The sequence below is a fragment of the Streptomyces sp. NPDC002867 genome (assembly GCF_053591895.1).
Genome location: NZ_JBSFUR010000078.1, coordinates 1 through 18,984, shown reverse-complemented (window position 1 = coordinate 18,984; position 18,984 = coordinate 1). Strand labels below are relative to the sequence as shown.

The following is an 18,984-nucleotide window of genomic DNA, read 5'->3' as shown; positions in this document are numbered from 1 at the left end:
CGGTGGCCGTTCTTGTATCCGGACACTCACTCCGACGCCAGGACAAACGCCCGGATCAGGTGGGAGCCCGTACACCACCTCTCAGGACGCAACCCACCCCAGGCTGCATCCATGCCCCACCCCCAGAGAATCGGCGTGTGCCTGACGATACGGACAACCCGGCGCTGCACGTATGGATTCGGAGACGTAAACACGCTCAGCCCTCCACGCCATGACACGCAGCGAGTCGGTCCTGAACCGGACGTGCAGCCAGACGCGGGGCTTCGCTCAGAGCTACAGGGCAGGGCCGCCAGGGCCCGAACAGGACAAGCGAGCCGGGAGCCTGTCGGCCCTCGAGCGGCGCCAGGTCCGGGGCGGGAGCCCGCGCGGGCCAGCTCATCGGCCCCGGCACCGATGCGGCAGGGACGAGGCGCAGCACGGCAGGCACGGTCCCAACCGCCATCCCGGAGCAGCACCCGACCAGGGGCAGGACAGGACCGGCTGAGTGCGCGACGGCACTGGCGAGGGGACGAGCGGTGGGCCGAGGGGAACGGCAGCGCGGAGCGAGGAAGCACGGACCGGCGGACCCTGAGCACCCCCGATGACCGACCGCGGCCCCGGTGCATGAGAGCACGCAGCGCCCGAACCGCAGCACAGCAGAGCACCCCCACACAGCTAGCGGGAAGCAAAGCGCCCCGCCACCACCCGGCGACGCGGACGGCGCAGCGTCCCACCCTCCAGGGAGAGAACGGGCGCCCCCACGGTGCTGCACCCGACCGGACCGCTGTGCCCGGGCCGCCGGGCTGTGACGCGGAGCCGGCGGCCTCGGCCGTGTTCCAGCCAGCTGGACATGCCTGAGCAGTACGGGCCCTGGTCCACCGTCTACGGGCGGTTCCATCTGTGGGCAGGGTCCGGAGTCTTCCAGACCCTGATGGAAGCGGTGATCGCCGAGGCCGCCGCGCGCGGCCAGGTGAACCTCGGCCTGGTCAGCGTGGACTCCACCTCGGCCCGGGCCCATCACCACGCCGCCGGGATGGCCGTCGACCCAAAACTGCTCGAGACCCTGGAGAAGGCGGCTGCCGAGGAAAAGGCGTTTCGCCAAAGGGGCGAAACGCCCCGGTAGGCGACCGGAACGAGCCGCCCGACGCGGCCCGTGAGGAACAGCGGCGGATGCGCCGACGGCGCAAGGCCTGCCTTCGCGTCGCTGAGTTGGGCCGCTCACGCGGAGGACTGACCGGCAAGGTGCACCTGGCGGCGGGCCACCGCTGCCGCCCGCTGTCCCTCGTGCTCACCCCCGGCCAGGCCGCTGGCAGCCCCCGCTTCACCGCCGTCCTGGAGCACATGAAGGTCCGCGGTCCGGTCGGCCGGCCCCGGCCCCGCCCTGACACCGTGGCCGCCGACAAGACCTCCCACGCGGATAAGCGTCAAGCTGCTGCAGCAGTCAGTTGTGCTGTCTGCTGGTTCGGGAAGGCGGTCGTCTCGTCGGAGATCCGGCCGTTCTGGAGGCAGCGGAAGAGCAGCGCTCGCGAAGCGGGTTCGGTCGTCGCCGACCTCCGCCAGGGTGGCCGTGCGCGATGACAGGCGCTTCCGCCAGGGCCTGCGGCTGAGGAGGCTCCCGCACCACAAGACGCTGGACGAGTACGACTTTTCGTTCGCGGCCCTGCTCGGGCCGACCGGGGTCGGCAGGATAGGTGTACGTAAACTCTCCAACAGCCAAGTGCGGTACGCGCGGGGGGACGTGATGGTGTGGGCGGCATGACTCCGCTGGTGAGCCGGGCGGCAGAGCTGTCGCGCCTGGAGGCGGTGCTCGACCGGGTGCCCGGGAGTGGCGGCGGGCCGTCGCTGGTGGACCTCACGGGGGCTGCGGGGATCGGCAAGAGCCGACTCATGGCCGAGTTCTGCCGGCGGGCCGAGGACCGGGGCATGACAGTGCTGCGCGGCCGGGCCACGGAGTACGAGCGGCACATCCCCTATCAGCCGTTCACCGACGCCCTCGCCGAACTCGACCTCGGCGTCGGCCTCGATGATGGGCTCAGCGTCGGTGACCGGTTCGAGCTGCACCGGTCGGTCGCGAAGCTCCTCGTACGGATCGCCGGGACCGGCCCCGGGCTCGTCGTCGCCCTGGACGACCTGCACTGGGCGGATCCGGCCTCCCTGGAACTGCTGGACCACCTCGTCCGGCATCCTCCGTCCACCTCCGTCGTGGTCGTCGTGGCCCGGCGCGACCGCCAGACCACGGCCTCCCTGAGCGCCGCGCTCACCCGGGGCATCGACACGGGCACGGTGCTCCGGCTGGGCCTCGGGCCGCTCACCGAGCGCGCGTGCGTCGAGGAACTGGCGCCTGGTCTCGCCCCCGGCCTGCCGCCCGGCCGTGCCGCCGAGCTGTACACCGCCAGCGACGGCAATCCGCTGTACTTCCTCGCCCTCCTCCAGGCCCGGCATGCCGACGGGCTCGGCGCCCTTCTGCTGGACGAGCTGACACCGCTGACCGCCGCGCAGCGCCGTACCGTCGAGGCGGTGGCCGTCCTCGGTCACCATGCCACTTCCGCCCTGCTCGCCGTAGTGACCGGCCGGGACGAGTCCGACGCCGACGGACTTGACGCCGACCTGACGGCGCTGGCCGGCCGCGATCTGCTGCGCCCCGGCCACGGCGGGCGGTGGACGCTGCGCCACCCGGTGCTGCGGGCCGTTGTGCACGAGAGCATGGACCCCGGCCTGCGGACCCGGATGCACCGCCACGCCGCGGCCGGACTGGCCGAAGCCGGGGCGTCCGCCGCCGAACGCGCCCACCACGTCGAGCGGTCGCTGACCGGATGGGACCCGGAGGCCGTAGCCGTACTGGCCGAGGCGGCCGACAGATCCGCCGCCACCGCCCCCGCGAGTTGCGCCCACTGGCTGAAGGTGGCGCTCCGGCATCTGCCGGACACGCCGGAGTACGCCGCGCGGCGGCGTGAGCTGATGCTGTGGAGGGCGCGTGCGCTGGGCGTCTGCGGAGGCCTGCGCGAAAGCCGGGACCTGCTGCACGAGGTGATTGTCATGTCACCGCCGGGCGACGCGGCTGCTGCCGGTTTACGGGCCTCCGCCGTGACGCTCTGCGCTGTGATGGAGCGTCATCTCGGCCGGTACACAGAGGCGGTCGCGCTGCTCCGCCGCGAACTCTCCCGTACGCCCGGTCCATCCCCGGCCCAGGCCATCGAACTCGGTCTTGAACTGGGCTCCTCCGCGCCGCACGCCACCGACTACAGGGAGGTGCGTCCCGACCTGTTCCGCGCCCTCGAGCTGGCCAGGTCGCTGGGCGACGAGGTTGCTGAGGCGGGCGCCCTCGCGGTCGCGGCCCTCGGGGAGGCGCACGAAGGCATCATGCCGGCCGCCCGGGACGTCACCGATCGCGCGGCGGCGCTCGTGGACGCACTGACCGACCACGATCTCGCGGGCCTGTGCGAGCCACTGGCCCGCCTCGGCTGGGCGGAGACCTTCCTGGAGCGGTACGCCGACGCGGAACGGCACGCCGACAGAGGCCTGGCCATCGCCCGGCGCGGTGGCCAACTCCACGTCCTGCCGCACCTGCTGCTGTGCAAGGCGCATGTCCACATCCAGACCCTCCGACTCACCTCGGCGGTAGAACTCACAGACGAGGCCGAGACCATCGCCCGTGGCATCGGCAGCGACGAACTGCTGGCACTGGTCCTGTCCAAGAAAGCCCATGCCCTGGTCCACACCCTCCCGCCCGGCGACCGGGCAGGACTGGCGGTGGCCGAGGAAGCGGTTGCGGCGGCCGGAACGAGCACCAGTTGGTGGGCGTCCATCGCCTGGTGCCTGCTCGGCTACGCGGCGATCCACGTCGGCGAGCCCGCGCGCACACGGGCGGCCCTGCTGCGTGCGGGCGGCGACGACCTGAACGGACTCCAGCCGTCCATGCGACCGCTGTTCATCGAGGCGTTGGTGGCCTCCACGGTCGCCTTGGGTGACCCGGCCGCAGCCGTGCCCTGGGCGGAACGTGCCCGGAAGGAGGCCGAGCAGTTGGGACTGCCTGCGCAGCGAGCCTCCGCCCTGCGCAGCGCCGCCCATATCGCGCTCGGCCACGGTGACACGGCGGCGGCGGCCGAGTTGGCCGACCTCGCGGTGGCCGAGACGGCCCGTGGCGGTTCGGCGCTCTGGGAAGCGCGCACCCTGCTGCTCGCCGCCCCCCTGGCAGCGGCCACCGGCCACCCGGAGCGCGCCCGCGTCATGTGGGAGCGCGCCCGGCACCTTGCCGTGGCAGGCGGTGCCCATCAGCTGGTCAACCTGGCGGACGAGGTCAGCGCCGCCATGTCCGCCGCCGCAGGCGACCGGCCGGGCGTCGTGTCCCTGTCGCCGCGCGAACGCGAGATCACCGCCATGGTCACCGAAGGCCTCACCACTCCCGCCATCGCCACCAGGCTCTATCTCAGCCCCCGTACGGTCGAGACTCATCTCGCCCGCATCTACCGCAAGACCGGTGTCGCGTCCCGGGCCGCCCTCGCCGCTCTCCACGCCCGCGCCGAACTCCGCGACGAGATTACGTAGTCTCACCGATACCCCCACGACTCCCCGCCCGGAAAGATCGAACCAACGAATGCCGAGAGCTGGGAGTCAGCAAGTGCGGGTCAAGGCGACGATGTCAGTGCTCTTCACAGCGGCTCTCCTGACCGGTTGCGGCAGCGGCGGGACCAGCAACGGCGGCACCGGTGCGAAGAGCAGCCCTTCCTCCCCGCAGGCATCCGCGACGACCAAGCAAACTCAGACCCAGGCCCCCGCCGACGCCCTCAGCACCGACCGGTTGAAGTCCGCCGCGCTGTCCGGCGCTGACGCGGACGGCTTCCAGATCACCGACTGGCCGCCCGCGAAGCCCGACGGCGGCTCCATCGCTGAGCCTGCCGCCTGCCAGCCGGTCGAGAACGTTCGTGTCGCCGACCTCGACCCGTCTCCCCAAGCCGTTGTCGGCAAGCTGGCCTACGCAACCTCCGGCCCCTCGGCCGGCTCCGCCACCACCATTGGCCTCATGGCCTACGAGCAGTCCGACGCCGAGCGCATTCTCTCCGACCTCCGTACCTCTCTCGAAAAGTGCACCTCCTACGACGGCGGTGTGCCCGCCCACACCGCCGTCAAAGCCATCACCGCCCCCGACGCGGGCGACGACGCGGTGGCCTTCCAGCTGACAACCAAGGGCGAATCGCCGGAACCCATCGCGGTCGTACGCAGCGGTGCCACCATCGTGCTGTTCATCACCGCCAGTGGCACCGGGGCGTCCGTCGAGTTGCCGGACAGCCTGGCGACCGAGCAGATCAATAAGCTGGAGAAGGTCTCCGGGGAATGACCGCCAGAGGACTGATCACCGCCGTTTGCGGCTGGGTCGGGCCGGGGCGCGGTAGTGGCCTTGCGGCCAGCCCGTTTCCCCGGCCCGCCCGCCGCACCCGCCGTGCGTGTCTCCACGCAACGGGCGCTCCACGTGCCTTGGCCGGTGGTCAGCCGCTGGTGCTGGCGACTGCCGGTCGTGGTGTCCACGGGGTCGGAATGTTGCTGCCGCGGTAGCGGTGGCGGATCACTTTGACGCTGGACGCGCCGGTGAACTCGACTCCGTCGCAGATGAGCTTCCAACGGCCCGGCCGGCAGAACCGACGGCGCAGTTCCCTCCAGCTGAGCCGGGAGTGCTTGTGGAAGATCCAGCGGACGATGCGATGCCACGCGTGGTCATCGACCGTGCCGAATACCGCCCTCGACACCTCGTGCCGGAAGTAGTTCGCCCACCCGCGCAGGGTGCGGTTGAGACTGGCCAGCAGCTCGTCCACGACCCTGTGCAGGTCTGATCTGCGTGTTCTGCCTTTCACCTTGTCCTTGATCGACTGGATCGCCTTCTTGGACGGCTTGGTGTAGACGTAATGCTTCTGTGTTCCTCGTTTCCGCTCCCTGCGGATGTGGGAGCCGAGGAAGTCGAAGCCCTCGTCGATATGGACCACTTGGGTCTTCTCCGGTGCCAGACGCAGCCCCACTGGGGCGAGCACGCCGGCCACCTTTTCGCGCAGGGCCTCGGCATGGCGGCGTTCCCCGGAGACCATCAGTACGCAGTCGTCCGAAACGGATCAGCCGCCAGTTGCCCAGGCCGTGCCTCCTGCGCGTGACCCGCCGCTTGTAGCTGCCCATCTCCTGCTGCCACTGCCGGGCGAAGTGCTCGAAACGCCGGGTCGTAGACGAGGTTGAACAGGTCACCGAACCGTCGCTCCGAGTACTACGACGGCTCCGCCCCGCTCACCCCCATCGGCAGGCATCGCGCCTATCCCCGCTGTCCGGCCCGGCTGACCCGGTCGCGGGGAGCGGCCACGAGCGGTTCCCACGTTCACTGCTGTTCGGTTGACGGGTTAGGCACCCGGCTCTGCCCCTGCGACCTCGCCACGGCTACGCCGTAGACCTTCGTCGTGGCCTCCCAGCCCAAGCAGTCAACACCGGACCGGGAGTTCCCCGCCCTTCCGGGCGGTTGCGCACCGCTGACCAGCCCATATCCACTGGATTGGAGCTGGCAAGAACTCAAGAGGCGTAATGACGCCGGTTCCTCGCGTATACCTTCCCGTCTCGCTCACCGGGCCCGACCCATCCGGCACTGCTGGGCCGACCCGACTTTGTCGAGGCTGCTCTTGCCCTCCCCGGCGATCCCCGGTTCGGGCTGCCTCCAGCTTCACCTCGCCGCTACGACGGCGAGGCGACCGGCCGTTAACCCGGCCGGAGACACTCAGTGCACATGACGCTGGAGGGAGACCAGGATGGCTCCTGCCGCGAAGAGCCCGAAGGACCACTGAACTCTCAGTCGACGCCTCGTCATCTCTTGACACGACTGCGCACGGCAAGAACCGCAAGCCCGAGCAGAGCCGGCTCGACGAGGCGGGCGGTCATCTCGACGTACGTTCCGGCGGCGGTCAGGTCCTGTCCGGAGGCACGGAAGATCACCGAATTGGCCACCACCCTCAAGGACTTCTCGAACCGCGCAGTCGACAGACGCCGACGGTACGGCCCTTCCGGGTTGGCCGGGTCGGGCTTCTTCGTGGTGAGGGTCACGCTGCGGCCGTCGATCCTGCCCTTGCTCACCAGGTCCGGATCGTCCTGCGGCAGACCCCACAGCATCATGGCCAGCACGGTGGCCGTCATGGCCAGACCCAGCCACGCCAGAGCACGGGCGGCCCGCAGACCATACCCGGACACCGCCCAGTACAGCCCCAGGATCATCCGTTCGCCACGGGGCGCCTCGAGGTCGTGCCGGCGCATTTCCATCTCGCCGTAGTAGAAGTCGGCCGCGCCCGGCTCGTTCTTGCCGTCCTCCAGCGCCTTGCGCAGCTGCCGGTAGACCGGTGCGAGAACGGTGGGCTCGTGCGTCTCGACGCCCTGTGGGGCAGGCGTCCACCCGACCGTGCCGTACCGGGTCGCACGCCAGTGGTGCTCCTCAGCCAAGGTCCGGCGACGCGTCCATCGCACCGGGAACCAGCCCCGCCGGGACACTCCCTCAGGCGGCAGCGGCAGAACACACCGGCCCTCGAGCCTCAGCTGGTCCAGGTGGACCGTCTCCACGAAGCGACAGCCCGTCAGATCGATGTCGGCCAGCACCAGGTGTGCGACGTCCACACCGCTCACCGACATCACGCGCACCCGGGCGTCGGTCAGGCCCGGCTCGTCGATCTGCTCGTCCAGGGGGGAGACGAACGGGCTTGACCTACCCGCGACGGTCACCGGGAACTCAAGTACGGCGTCGCTGATGTCGACAGCGGCATGACGCAGCCGAAGCGCGGCGGTGGACGCCCAACGCGTCCGCCGGCAGCGAAGATCACCCGCGGCGACCTCCAACGTCACCGCGGATTCAAACACCGCGTCGGACAGGTCCACCAGCCCCGGGCAGACCAGAGGGCCGATCATGGCCGTGCCGCGGAATACCGCTCTCCGAAAGCTCACGTCACCCTCCAGGCGGGCCTGGCAGAACGACACATCGCCGCCGACCTTCGCCCCGGCGAAAGTGGCCCCCGTCTGGAAATGAGCCTCGGAGAACAGGACCTCCTCACCCAACTCCGCTCCGTCAAAGCACGCTCTACTCCGGTGGAAGTGCGTCCCGTCGAAACAGGCAGGGCCGGCGATCACCGCCTTTTCGAAATCTGCGCCGTCCTCGAAGAAGGCGCCGTCGAAGTACGCACTGCCATGGACGACGACTCCGTCGAAGCGCGCGACACCCAAGAAGCGCACTCCCGTGAAGTGGGCCTCCCCTGTGGTGACGCCTTTGAACATCGCACTGCCGCCGACGCGGTCGACGCAGAACCGAAGTACACCCTCTATGCGGGCTCCGTAGAACCAGGCATCGGCGTCTATGGTGGTGGCTTCGAGCCACAGTTCGTCGGCGACTCTCGTGTTCCCGAACCTGAGGTCCTGTGCGAAATGCGTATCGCGGAAATAAGCGCTCCCATCAAACTCCGCCGTACCGAAGGAGCAGAAGCCGGAGAAGTCGATCTGCTCGAACGTCACATCGCCGGCGAACCGGGCCCCGTCGAACTCCACCTGCCCGAGCAGAGCGCGTCCCGTTGTCGGCTCCCGGAGCCGGGTGAGCACTTCATCCAGAAGACCCTGTGTGAGGAGAGTGCCACGGTGGTCGATGTCGGCGCCAGGAGCCAGACCGGCAAGATGCGCAGCCCGCTCACCGGCGTCCAGATGCGCCAGGCAGGCCGCGTAGGTCCCGACCCTGCGACCTCGGCAGCGCTTGCCGGCGTCACTGTGCCCGCACTGCGGCCAGTCAGGAGCGTCGTGCGCGTCGGCCTCGGACGGAGATGTGATGGCTTACTCCCTTCCCTGTCTCACGCGGCGAAGACTGTGACGTCCTTCCGGTCGAAGCGCTTCGGGCTGTCGACCACCGCCTCGACCCACCAGCGGCCGGGTGCCGCTTCCAGTTCCGCCCGGTACCGGTCGGTTCCGTGTTCCTCGAAGACGACGGGCTGCTTGGCCGTCCTGCCCGACCGCCACATGAATGTCCGCAGATTGCGCCCGTGAAGGTTGTGTCCCAGCAGTTCGACCGCAAACGGCTGGCCGGCGACGACGGCGGGGGCAGGGAAGTGCAGAGCGATGCCCTCGTCCCCGGCGAGCATGCTGCCCGGAGGGCTTCCCCTGCGGACCGCGATGAGCACGTCCCGCAGAGCGGCGGGGCTCGCCATGTCCGCGTTCCGGAAACCGGTCCAGAGCATCGGGCTCTGATCCCCGACGGCCCAGTCCGCGAGGGCGGACAGTCGCGGCACCGTTCCGTCCCCCGGCCCCAGGGGGGTGTTGTCGCCGGAGGTGACGTATGACCCGTCGCAGGAGAGCGTGATGGCCTCGGGCGTCGGATAGTCACCGCTGCCCAGGCAGTGCACCGTGTACGGCAGTCGGCCGTCGGGGTCGGTGCGACGGTGCCCGTCCCTTGCCGACCTGAACTTCTCGTGGAAGCCCAGGGCATCACGGACCGCGGCGGCAGGCAGGCCGGGAACCGGATACCGGTGGTCGGCGACCGTCCGCGGCCGGCTCTTCCCCTCGGGCCGGACGGCGGCGTACACCGGCAGCATCTCGGCAACCGCGGGCAGGTCGAGGGCCCAGTCGCGCAGTACCTCGTTCAGCCTGGCACATGCGCCGGCCCCCGGACCGTTGGTGCCGGGAATCGCGTGACCGGCCAGAAGACGGGCGGCTTGCGCCAGACCCTTCTGGGGAGTGCCGAGAGTGACCAGGGCTCGGGCGGTCTTACGGCCGTCCTCGCACTCGAGGTAGTGACGCCCGATCAGGCCACCCGTCGAGTGGCATACCAGAATGACTCCCGGATCGTCGGGACGGTCCGGGTAATGCGCGTCGACCTGCTCGCTCCACCGGTCGAGTTCCTTCGCCACCCGTGTCCTCAGCTGCCTGGCGGCCAGTCGGTGGGAGAGTCGCCAGTCATAGGTGAAGGAAACAAACTGCGCCGTGAGCGGGTCGCCGAGCGCGGCACGGATGTCGGGATAACCCGTACAGGACATCAGCCCGGGCACCGAATCCGGAGAAGTGAGCAGTTCACCGGCGTCCAGACGGAAACGGTCCTCGGGCAGCGCGTCGCCGAGTCCCGGTGGCAGGGCCACCCCGGCCAGCGTCCCGGCCGTGGGCGACGAATGGATCAGGGATTCACTGCATCTCGCCCAGACGTCCTGGCCGTCGCGGCACAGTCGGGTGCCGAGAAAACCGGGTACGAAGACCACAAGGTCATGTTCCACTCCGCTCTCTCCTTCGCCAGTTCCTGCGTTGTCGCACGGCTGCCACTCGGTCCACGGTCACCGCGCATCGGCCGAGAAGAAGGTGCGCGGCAGTCGGATCAGGTCGCATCGGTCGTTGCCCTGCAGCGCCACCACCAGACCCTCCGGGTCGGGAGCGGTGTCGACGGCCTGGACGTCATAGCCGCGCGAAGGGATCCCGGGACCGTCCAGCCATCTCTTGGACCAGACGTCCCACGCGGGTGAGAACGTCCGCTCGGTGCAGAGCAGGAGCACGGGCCGCTCCACGGGACCTGCGAACACGAGCGAGGTCACTTGGGGGAAGAATCCCTCGAGTCGTTCCGGAGGGTGGAGGCCCTCACCGGAGCAGTCCTTCACATAGACGCTGCCGCTGTCCGCCCAGGCCAGCAGGGGCAGGGATTCGGCGTCCTCCTCGTCGTACAGCTCCCCCAGGGCAAGACAGGTGGGAGTGGCGCCCATACGGATGCTCTGCTCCACGCCTTCCTCGTGCTCCCGCCACACCCTCAGCTGGTCTCCGAGGTCTCCGGCAAGCCAGTACGTGCCGTCCCTCATGATCCTGGCGTCGATGCCGCAGAAGCCGGAGTCGGTTCTGATCTCGCCCGTCGTAGTCTCGGCAGACGGGTCGCCGACCGGGATCTCGTAGCGGGTCAGGCGCCGGCCGTCCGGTACGCACAGACGCAGCGTCGCCCGGGAGCGGTCTGCGACAAGGCTCAGCGCGCGAGCCGGCTGCCCGGCATCACCGCCCAGCGCGATGTCCTGATGGGCCACCACGGACAAGTCCTCGTCGAGCCGCCACAGTCGTACGGTTCGTCCCGCCGCGGCGGCCACCGCCCAACCGTCCGCCACCCGTACCGCGTCCACTGCTGTCACCATTCTTTCGTGGGTGAGCTCGGTGGCAGGGTGGCCGGCCGGGGCTCCCCGCTCGGGGCGGGACACGCGAACCCGGTCGCCCCAGGTCCGGCACAGCAGGGGCGGCCCACTGGGCGCCGGGGCGAGGGCGACCGCGGGGCGCTCGTTGCTCGGCCGCCGAAGAGTCTCGTGGCCTGCTTCCAGGGCCGGAACCACGTCCACGAAGCGGATGTCCGGGCCGTCGGCCACCGCAAGCAGCCCGTGTCCGCGGGGCTCGAAGGCCATGGCGCCCTGCCGGGGTGCGTCCAGCTGGAAAGCCGCCTCACGTCCGGGTTCCTCGACGGACCAGATCCGTACGACGACTTCTTCGTAGCCGGCGAGCAGCAGTTCGTCGCCGTGACGGCCGAAGGCCAGCCCTTGTGCCTTGGAACGGAATTGCGCCACGCGTCGCACGGTTGGTGGAGCGCCGTGGACGGCGTTGCCGGTCTCGCAGCACCAGACGCGCACCTGGTGTCCGTCGGACACGGCGAGCCAGCCTCGCTCCGGAGTCGTACCGCGGCGTGGTGTGCGGGCCGCGGCCGCAGCCAGAGCGGGATAGTCGAGTGCACCGAGTTCCACCTGCTCGGCGCGTAGACCGCCGACTCTGTTGACAGGTCGGTCCACCTCGAACAGTTCGGCACGTTCCCCCGCGGCCAGAACGAACAGGCGTGTCCCCATGGTCAGAGCGGCGAGATGCCGCACGTCCACCGTGCGGATGTCCGCCAGGTGGGTGCCCAACTGCTGCATGCCGCTCTTCCAGAACCACACCCAGATGCGGGACCCGTCGGCCGCCAGCGCGATCGTCTCCGTGGCCATCTCAGCTGTGGCCAGGGCACGTACGGTGCCGCCCCACCGGTATTCCTGATCAGGGACGCGGGCACCGGCGCGCCAGAAGTACACGGCCTGGTCGTCACGGGCGACGGTGGCCCAGCGGGGCCCGGTGCCCACCTCCCGCACTTCGCTGAGAATGCTTCCGCGTTCGCCTCCGGACCGGGGAAGCCGGCGGGTCAGCAGCCGGGCGCCCGACTCCGGATGCAGGACCTGGATCTCCCCCAGTCCGCCGGCAGTCAGCGTGTCCGCGGGGGGCAGCGCCGCCACTGCGGTCCCCGCACGCCAGCTCAGCGCTCTTGCTCCTCCCACAGGCGCCGCACGACGCCATTCCGGAGGGGCCGGCCGCACGTCGGTCCAGTACTCCTGCCAGGGCAGGAAGCCGTCAATGCGCTGCAGTGCCCGGTAGGTCGCGTCCCGGTGGCTGACGAAGGCCGTGGCACTGGTCAGAGCCTTCCGTGCGAGCAGGGCCGGCAGCGGCAACGGGGAGGGCGTGCGGGGAAACGAACCCGCGACCCGGCCGTACAGCGCGGCCCCGTCACAGTTCCGGGCGAGGCCTGCTGCGAGCGGCAGCATGACATCGGGGTTCGTCCTCATGAGAAAGTGCACGTCCTGGAAGAGTTCTCGCAGGACGGCCGGCCCGACCTGGGCGGCATGGGCACCCAGGTACTCGAAGGTGTAGTCGTCGGCCTCGCTCCAGTCGGTCCCGGCCTGGGCGCGCAGGGTTTCGACCACCCTGCGGTGTGCCTCTTGTGTGCTCAGTCCGGCATCGGAGAGAAAGAAATCGCCGTAACTGGGATGGGCCAGCTGGTGGCGGACACGGTTCGCCGCCTCCCGTCCGCCGTCCTTCCGCGTAGCGACGATACCGCCGTCGGCGTTCCGGCAGACCTGCCGCAAGTCCTCGAGGGTGAGCTCGGGTGTGCCGTCGTCGCGCAGCGCGTTGGACAGTGTGAGCCAGGTCGAATCCGGTGTCAGCCCGGGTCCCTGGATCACCGCCAGCGCCCGCAATACCTCACGGGCGCGCTGCGCACCCGGCTGCCTCTCAAGATGTCCTGTCTCCTCCGCGAGCCGCCTGCGCAGGTCCATGCCGCCGTTGCGTATCCACGACAGGAGATCGGCTTCGGTGGCGACCTGGGTCCGACGGGAGAGTTCGGTCGCGACCAGGCGGGCCACCAGGAACGATCCCTGACTTTGCGCTGCGATGGTCTCGGCCGTCCAGTCACGGTCCTCCTTCCCCCGCCCGTTCCCCCGGTACGGAGAGTGCTCCGCGTCCAGGACCGACATCGCCATACCGGTGATACTCGCGCGCGCCTCCGCGTCGTCTGCCAGCACCACGGGTTCGACGCTCTGCTCGAGTGTGTCCAGGAGCGACTCCTCCTCCGTGGGCGCGGTGGTACGTCTGCGGGGCTGGGCGCGTGTACCGACGATCACGCGGACGCCCGGCAGCCCGGACAGCGGGTTGAGCAGGTGACGAGCGATGTCGTGTGCCTGGTCCGGGAGAGCCTCGTCCAGTGCGTCGAAGAGCAGGTTCACCGAACCGGCCCGGTCGACCAGCTCCTTGAAGGCGTCGGTGTACGTCTTCGATGTCACCCGTTCCCCCGGCAGGAGTGGCGCTCCGTCGACGTGCGCCAGCACCTCGCGAAGGGACGCGGCCAGCGAATGGGCGGACTGCCCCCTGCAGCTCAGCGCCGCGTGCACGGTTCCTGCTCGGGGTAACGTCGCGGGATCGAGCTTCGGACCGAGTGTCTCCCGCCAGCTCTGCAGGGAGGTGAGGGCCAGGCGGCCGAGCAGTGCCGTCTTCCCCGTCCCCGCCAGGCCGGTTACCGCGAGAAGCCCTTTCGGGTGAGTCTCCATCCATCGCACGATCCTGCTCAGAGCGTCCCGTCTGCCTGCGAAGTGGCGGCTGAGGTGGCTTCCTTCCTCCAGGCCGAACTGCTCGGCCTCGATCCACGGCTTCCGTCGTGTCATCACAGCCGGCCTGTACTCCGGACGGTCCGACGCATGGAAATACGGGTTGTCCAGGAAGTTGTTCGGCAGCGCGCGTACCTCGATGTAACCCGGTCGCTGTGCGGGGTCGTCGAGACCGGCGGCCGCGGCCTCCGCGTCCACGGCGTCCCGCAGGTAGGGCAGGGGAAGGTAGAGGGCGGACGGTTCGAACGGGCGCGCGTGGTCGGGCGCCACGAAGTCCGGTTTGGCCAGTGCTTCCTCCAGCCATTGAACCCAGCGACCCTCGGGTACCTGCGCATCGGCCCCTGACGTGCCGATGACGGCGAAACCCGCCCGCCGGGTTTCCCTCGCCCTGTACACCTCCGTATTCCGCTCCAGGTCCAGGGCGTGGCGCAGCGCCTCGTTGAGGGAGTTGTAGCCGTGCGAGGAGCATGCGTCGACGATCAGAAGGGTGTCGGTCTCGTACTCGGGCCGAAGGAGACGGCCCACGAGCTCGACCAGGGAGACGGCTCGCTCGGGTTGAAAGTCGCCTGACTGCCAGGAGTCGGCGCAGGCGAGGAAGTAGCCCTCGTCTCCTCGCTGGACGCCGTGGCCCGTCCAGTAGAGGATCTTGCGTTCGGCGCTGTCGGCCAGGAACTCCTCCAGACCGGCCCACAGTTGCCGCCGGGTGGAACCGCCCCGGTCGACGGGGAGGCTCTCCCCGAACCCCAGTTCCTCGCGCAGGGTCTGCGTGAACCGGCGCCGTACCTGAGCCAGCCGTGGCCGGCGCAGCCGCTGCCGCGTGCCGTCGTCGGGATGCGTGTAGTCGGATACCGCGATGGTGCCCACCAGGGAAGAGGAGCGCCGCTCGGTCTTCAGAAGCGTCAGCTGATCGCCCACATCGCTCCGTATCATGCGGTCGACGACATCCCCATCATTCCATCCAACCCTACTTCCAGCGGAGTTGACGATGCGTGACAGATTCACCGTGGTCGGCCGGGCGACAGGCTGTCACCTCTTCGAGGGGGACGGGACGCGGCCCATCCACGAGGAGAACGTCCGCGTCCGGTACACCCCGGAGCGGGTGGAGTTCCCGGAGGAGATCGGGGCCTGGCGGCGTTCCATCGAGGCGGAGGAGGAGCGCAAGGAGGCCAGTGGCCTGCCGCACCGCTGGAACAACGAGCGCTTCGCGGTCGACCGGGTCGTGGTGACTCGCACTCACCTGGCCGAGGAGCCCGTGGTCTCCCTTTCCCTGCGGGACGCCGACTACTTCGACTTCCTCACCACGTCGCTGAATCTGGAGCGGCAGCAGGAAAACGGTCTCACGCTGCGCAAGCAGTATCTCGAGGACAAAGATCCGGCCGAGGCCCCGGCTTGGATGAACTGCAGTTTCGGTGTCAATGTGGCCGTGGAGACGGGCAAGGACGGCAAGATTCTGTTCTCCCGGCGCAGCGCCCAGGTGGCTGGGCCGAACAGCGCGCGGTGGAACTCCTCGGCCAACGAAGGCCTGGCCCGCGAGCACGACCTGCCCAAGGACGGCAGCCCGATCAGCCTGCACGCGGTGGCCCGCCGCGCTCTGCACGAGGAACTCGCCGTTCACAGCACGGACAAGCTTCGTCTGGAGCTTCTCGGTTTTGGGCTCGACCTGGTCAACCACCAGTGGGCGGGCTTTTTCCGAGCGGTCCTGACCGATCTGGACGAACCGACGCTGCGCCTTCGCTGGACGCGAGGCGTCACCGACAAATGGGAACACGACCGCTTCGAATTCGTGGACGCAGACCCGGAGTCGGTGCTCGGCTTCATCGCGGACAGGCCAGAGGACAGGTGGACGCCCTGTGCACCGACCCTCTTCTACCTCGCCCTCGTACGCGGTGCCGTGGAGCGCCACAACGGTGACCCGTCCGGCCGGTTCGACGTGGAGCAGGCCGAACAGAGCGTCATGTCGGCCAGAGGCCTCTGAACCGAGGGGCCGGGCCGAGACGTCTCAACGGATTGCCCACCCAGACCTCCCCCGAGGGACGTAGCCGAGGACGAGTGACCCCATACCAACGGCGGACCACGGGCCCACGGCGGCGTACGTGGAGTTCCAGGTTCCGTCGTTGCCGTGCCCGCCTGACGCCTACGGTGGGCACGGCCGGGCGACGGTCCGGCATGACGGTGGGGGTGCCGCCGCGCTCTGCGAGGGCGACGTGCGGGCGGACGAGCCGCTCGCGGGTGGCCAGTTTGGGCTTCGACCAGACCGAGGGGATGGTGAACCTCGGCGGGCTGTTCCAGCGCATTGTTCCGACTCCTCACAGAAGGCGCGGCGCGCGCCGATGGGAGTGCGGACCGGCGCGGGTCGGCTTTCCTGCGACGGCGCCAGATCCGGCCCGGCCGGTAGACAGAGGTGGCGCGCTTCGCGACGACGCCCTGCTTTCCTGCGCCTGCAGGCTCTCGTACCAGAGCATGGCGGTGTCGTAGTCGCCCGTGTCGCCTGGCTGTATTGATGCCGATCGCTGTTGATGCGGTAGCTCTATGGGCGTCTCCGGGACCGCTGTTCGGTGAGTCGGCGCTGTCTGGAGACCGACCGGGGGCACAGTCCCGGTATGAGCGCTGAGCGGGCTGACGATTCCAACGAGCCAGCAACGGTCCTTGGCAAGCCGTACGGTGATGCGGCAGCCGGTCTGGTGGCGGAGGTGATGGCCGAGGCCATGATCTTGCTTCGCAAGCAGGCGGTCTGGAGGCCTGCGGACCTGCCTGCCATTGACGAGGCGGCTCGCTGAGCACGCCTCGTCGGATCCGGCACACCGTAGCCAGGTAGCCGTGCGTACCGCCGCAGTGGACCGCGCCAGTTGGCTCCGTCAACCCGAAGTCGCTGGTTACGGGGCTGTCGCTGTGAGGCCCACTGGTCGGATGACAGCCGTAGCGGCGAGCCTCCGGTGTCGCGGAGGGCCGGCCGCAGTTGTGGTGGGTGATTCGGTTCCCACGTCGTCAGGCGGGCGGTACGCAACGTAGGTTGCGTGCCGCCCGCCTGTCCTAGGGTGTCAGCTCGCCGAGGTGACCTTCACCGGCTCGGTGCCTGTTTCGCTGTGCCGCTCGGCCCAGTTCTCCAGCGCCGTGCGGCAGGCGTGGTCGAGGTGGTGCAGCCCGGACAGGTCCAGCTCGACCGGCCGGTCCTGGGGCAGTGCCTCCAGGCTGTCGAGGATCTTCGGCAGCCGCAGGAAGGTGGCGTTGCCCGAGAGGTGCGCCTGGATCGGGCCGGCGCCCTTGTCTATGACCTCGAGCTTGACGTGCGAGGCATCCCAGGCGGCCTTGGCGACCGACAGCGCCAGACCGATCAGCACGCCCTCGAACATGTTGACCGCGACGATGGACGCCGATGTAACCACCAGGATCAGCGCCTCACCGCGGTGCGTCCGCCACAGCGGCACGATCTGCCGGAACGGGATGAGCTTCCAGCCCGCGTGCACGAGGATGCCGGCGAGGGCGGGAATCGGGATCAGCGCCAGGGCGGCCGGCAGCATGGCCGCGAACAGCAGCAGCCACACGCCGTGCAGAACGCGGGAGGCCTTGGTCTTCGCGCCCGCGTTGACGTTGGCGGAGCTGCGCACGATCACGGCGGTCATCGGCAGCGCGCCGAGCAGCCCGCACACGGCATTGCCCGTGCCCTGCGCCATGAGCTCCTTGTCGTACTCGGTCCGCGGCCCGTCGTGCAGCCGGTCCACGGCCGCCGCGCTGAACAGGCTCTCCGCCGAGGCGATCAGCGCGAAGGCGAGGATGGTGCCGAAGATGGCCGGGTCGGCCAGCTCGCCGAAGGCGTCGGCCCCGGGCGGCTGGATCGCGCCGAGGAGTCCCTGCACCTCGACCGTGGCGACCGGCAGGCCGAACGCCAGCGAGGCGAGCGTGGCGAGCGCGACCGCCGCGAGCGCGCCCGGCACCGCCTGGGCCCGCTTGGGCATCCGCTTCCACAGCACCATCACGGCGATGGTGCCCGCGCCGAGCCCGAGCGAGGCGAGGGCCTCGGTGCTGCCAAGGGCGCGGACGAGCGCCTCCGGCAACCCTACGATCTTGTCGATGCCGGACGCCGGGGCCTTCAGGCCCGCCGCCGCGTACAGCTGGCCCGCGATGATCACGAGCCCGATGCCGGCCAGCATGCCCTCGACCACCGAGACCGAGATGGCCCTGAACCAGCGGCCCAGCTTCAGTGCGCCCATGAGCAGCTGGAGCAGCCCGGTGGCCAGCACGATGACGCCGAGGGCGGGCAGCCCGAACTCGCGGACGGCTTCGAAGACCAGGACGGTCAGACCTGCGGCCGGCCCGGACACCTGCAGGCTGCTGCCGGGCATCAGACCCGTGAGGATGCCGCCCACGATGCCGGTGACCAGGCCGAGTTCTGCCGGGACGCCGGAGGCGACGGCCACGCCGACGCACAGCGGCAGCGCGACCAGGAAGACGACGAGGGAGGCGGCGAAGTCCTGCTTGAGGTAGGGGAACTTGGTCGTCGCAGCCATGGCACCGCTCACAGGGACTCGAAGGTGTCGGTGTCCGCGCGGTGTTCGCGTACGGTCCCGGTGTGCACTTCGTAGTACCAGCCGCGCACCCGCACCCGCCCCTCGGCCAATCCCTTTTCCACACAGGGGTAGGAGCGCAGGCGGAGCAACTGGGCGAGCACGTGGTGCTGCACGGCTGCGGCGACCGCCGGGTCGCCCGGGTCGGCCGACGCCGGCTTGTCCGCGGCATGCGCGAGCCAGTCGCGTACGGCGGGCACGGCGTCGAGGTCGTCGCCGCGCACCAGCGCGCCGACGGCACCGCAGTGCGAGTGGCCGCATACGACGATGTCCGAGACGCCGAGCACCTGCACGGCGTACTCGATGGTGGCGGCCTCGGCGGTGGGGCGCTCGGAGACGTACGGGGGGACGATGTTGCCCGCGGTGCGCAGCTCGAAGAGCTCGCCGGGGCGGGCGCCCGTGATCAGGGCTGGTACGACTCGGGAGTCCGAGCAGGTGATGAACAGAACCTGCGGGGACTGGCCCTCGGCGAGCTTGGCGAACTCCTCAGGGCGCTGTCCGAACGTACGGGCGTTGTCGATGAGGGGCTGCATGCGTGGTGATTCCTCCTG

General features: G+C 69.8%; 11 protein-coding genes and 1 pseudogene. 6 read left to right on the top strand and 6 right to left on the bottom strand.

What is annotated here, in order from left to right; all coding sequences use genetic code 11:
- Positions 1 to 829 precede the first annotated feature (829 nt).
- The 4 genes and pseudogenes from ACWD0A_RS33475 to ACWD0A_RS33460 all read left to right on the top strand — a co-directional run bounded on the left by ACWD0A_RS33475 (position 830) and on the right by ACWD0A_RS33460 (position 5,314).
- On the top strand, positions 830 to 1,102 hold the full coding sequence (locus ACWD0A_RS33475) for a hypothetical protein (protein WP_451304313.1): 273 nt from the start codon (positions 830 to 832) through the stop codon (positions 1,100 to 1,102).
- 429 nt (positions 1,103 to 1,531) lie between these two features.
- Positions 1,532 to 1,666: pseudogene (locus ACWD0A_RS33470) on the top strand (ATP-binding protein); the annotation flags it as partial.
- Positions 1,667 to 1,734: 68 nt separating this feature from the next.
- Positions 1,735 to 4,524 (top strand): ATP-binding protein, encoded by a 2,790-nt coding sequence (locus tag ACWD0A_RS33465; RefSeq protein ID WP_451304311.1) that lies wholly within the window; start codon positions 1,735 to 1,737, stop codon positions 4,522 to 4,524.
- A 73-nt stretch (positions 4,525 to 4,597) separates the two neighbouring features.
- A complete protein-coding gene (locus tag ACWD0A_RS33460; RefSeq protein WP_451304309.1) occupies positions 4,598 to 5,314 on the top strand; it encodes a hypothetical protein in 717 nt (238 codons plus the stop codon).
- A 148-nt stretch (positions 5,315 to 5,462) separates the two neighbouring features.
- On the opposite strand, the gene ACWD0A_RS33455 is transcribed toward ACWD0A_RS33460, so the two are convergent.
- The 4 genes from ACWD0A_RS33455 to ACWD0A_RS33440 form a co-directional block, all read right to left on the bottom strand.
- A complete protein-coding gene (locus tag ACWD0A_RS33455; RefSeq protein WP_451304307.1) occupies positions 5,463 to 5,999 on the bottom strand; it encodes a group II intron maturase-specific domain-containing protein in 537 nt (178 codons plus the stop codon).
- Between the two features lie 808 nt (positions 6,000 to 6,807).
- Positions 6,808 to 8,490 (bottom strand): pentapeptide repeat-containing protein, encoded by a 1,683-nt coding sequence (locus ACWD0A_RS33450; protein WP_451304305.1) that lies wholly within the window; start codon positions 8,488 to 8,490, stop codon positions 6,808 to 6,810.
- A gap of 326 nt (positions 8,491 to 8,816) precedes the next feature.
- Positions 8,817 to 10,226 (bottom strand): esterase/lipase family protein, encoded by a 1,410-nt coding sequence (locus ACWD0A_RS33445; protein WP_451304303.1) that lies wholly within the window; start codon positions 10,224 to 10,226, stop codon positions 8,817 to 8,819.
- Positions 10,227 to 10,283: 57 nt separating this feature from the next.
- Positions 10,284 to 14,801, bottom strand: a complete 4,518-nt coding sequence (locus ACWD0A_RS33440; RefSeq protein WP_451304301.1) for a peptidase C14 caspase catalytic subunit p20 — start codon at positions 14,799 to 14,801, stop codon at positions 10,284 to 10,286.
- A 55-nt stretch (positions 14,802 to 14,856) separates the two neighbouring features.
- Between ACWD0A_RS33440 and ACWD0A_RS33435 the strand changes: the two genes are divergently transcribed.
- Entirely contained in the window at positions 14,857 to 15,846 is a 990-nt protein-coding gene (locus ACWD0A_RS33435; protein WP_451304299.1) for a translation initiation factor 2, read from the top strand.
- Positions 15,847 to 16,471: 625 nt separating this feature from the next.
- Complete coding sequence (locus ACWD0A_RS33430) at positions 16,472 to 16,648, top strand: hypothetical protein (RefSeq protein ID WP_451304297.1); 177 nt, start codon at positions 16,472 to 16,474, stop codon at positions 16,646 to 16,648.
- Positions 16,649 to 16,909: 261 nt separating this feature from the next.
- Here the strand turns inward: ACWD0A_RS33430 and ACWD0A_RS33425 are convergent, their stop codons facing one another.
- Positions 16,910 to 18,376 carry a SulP family inorganic anion transporter gene (locus ACWD0A_RS33425; protein WP_451304295.1) on the bottom strand — a complete coding sequence of 489 codons (1,467 nt, stop codon included), beginning with the start codon at positions 18,374 to 18,376 and terminating at the stop codon, positions 16,910 to 16,912.
- A gap of 8 nt (positions 18,377 to 18,384) precedes the next feature.
- Positions 18,385 to 18,966, bottom strand: coding sequence for a carbonic anhydrase (locus ACWD0A_RS33420; protein ID WP_451304315.1), 582 nt, complete (start codon positions 18,964 to 18,966; stop codon positions 18,385 to 18,387).
- Positions 18,967 to 18,984: the final 18 nt, after the last annotated feature.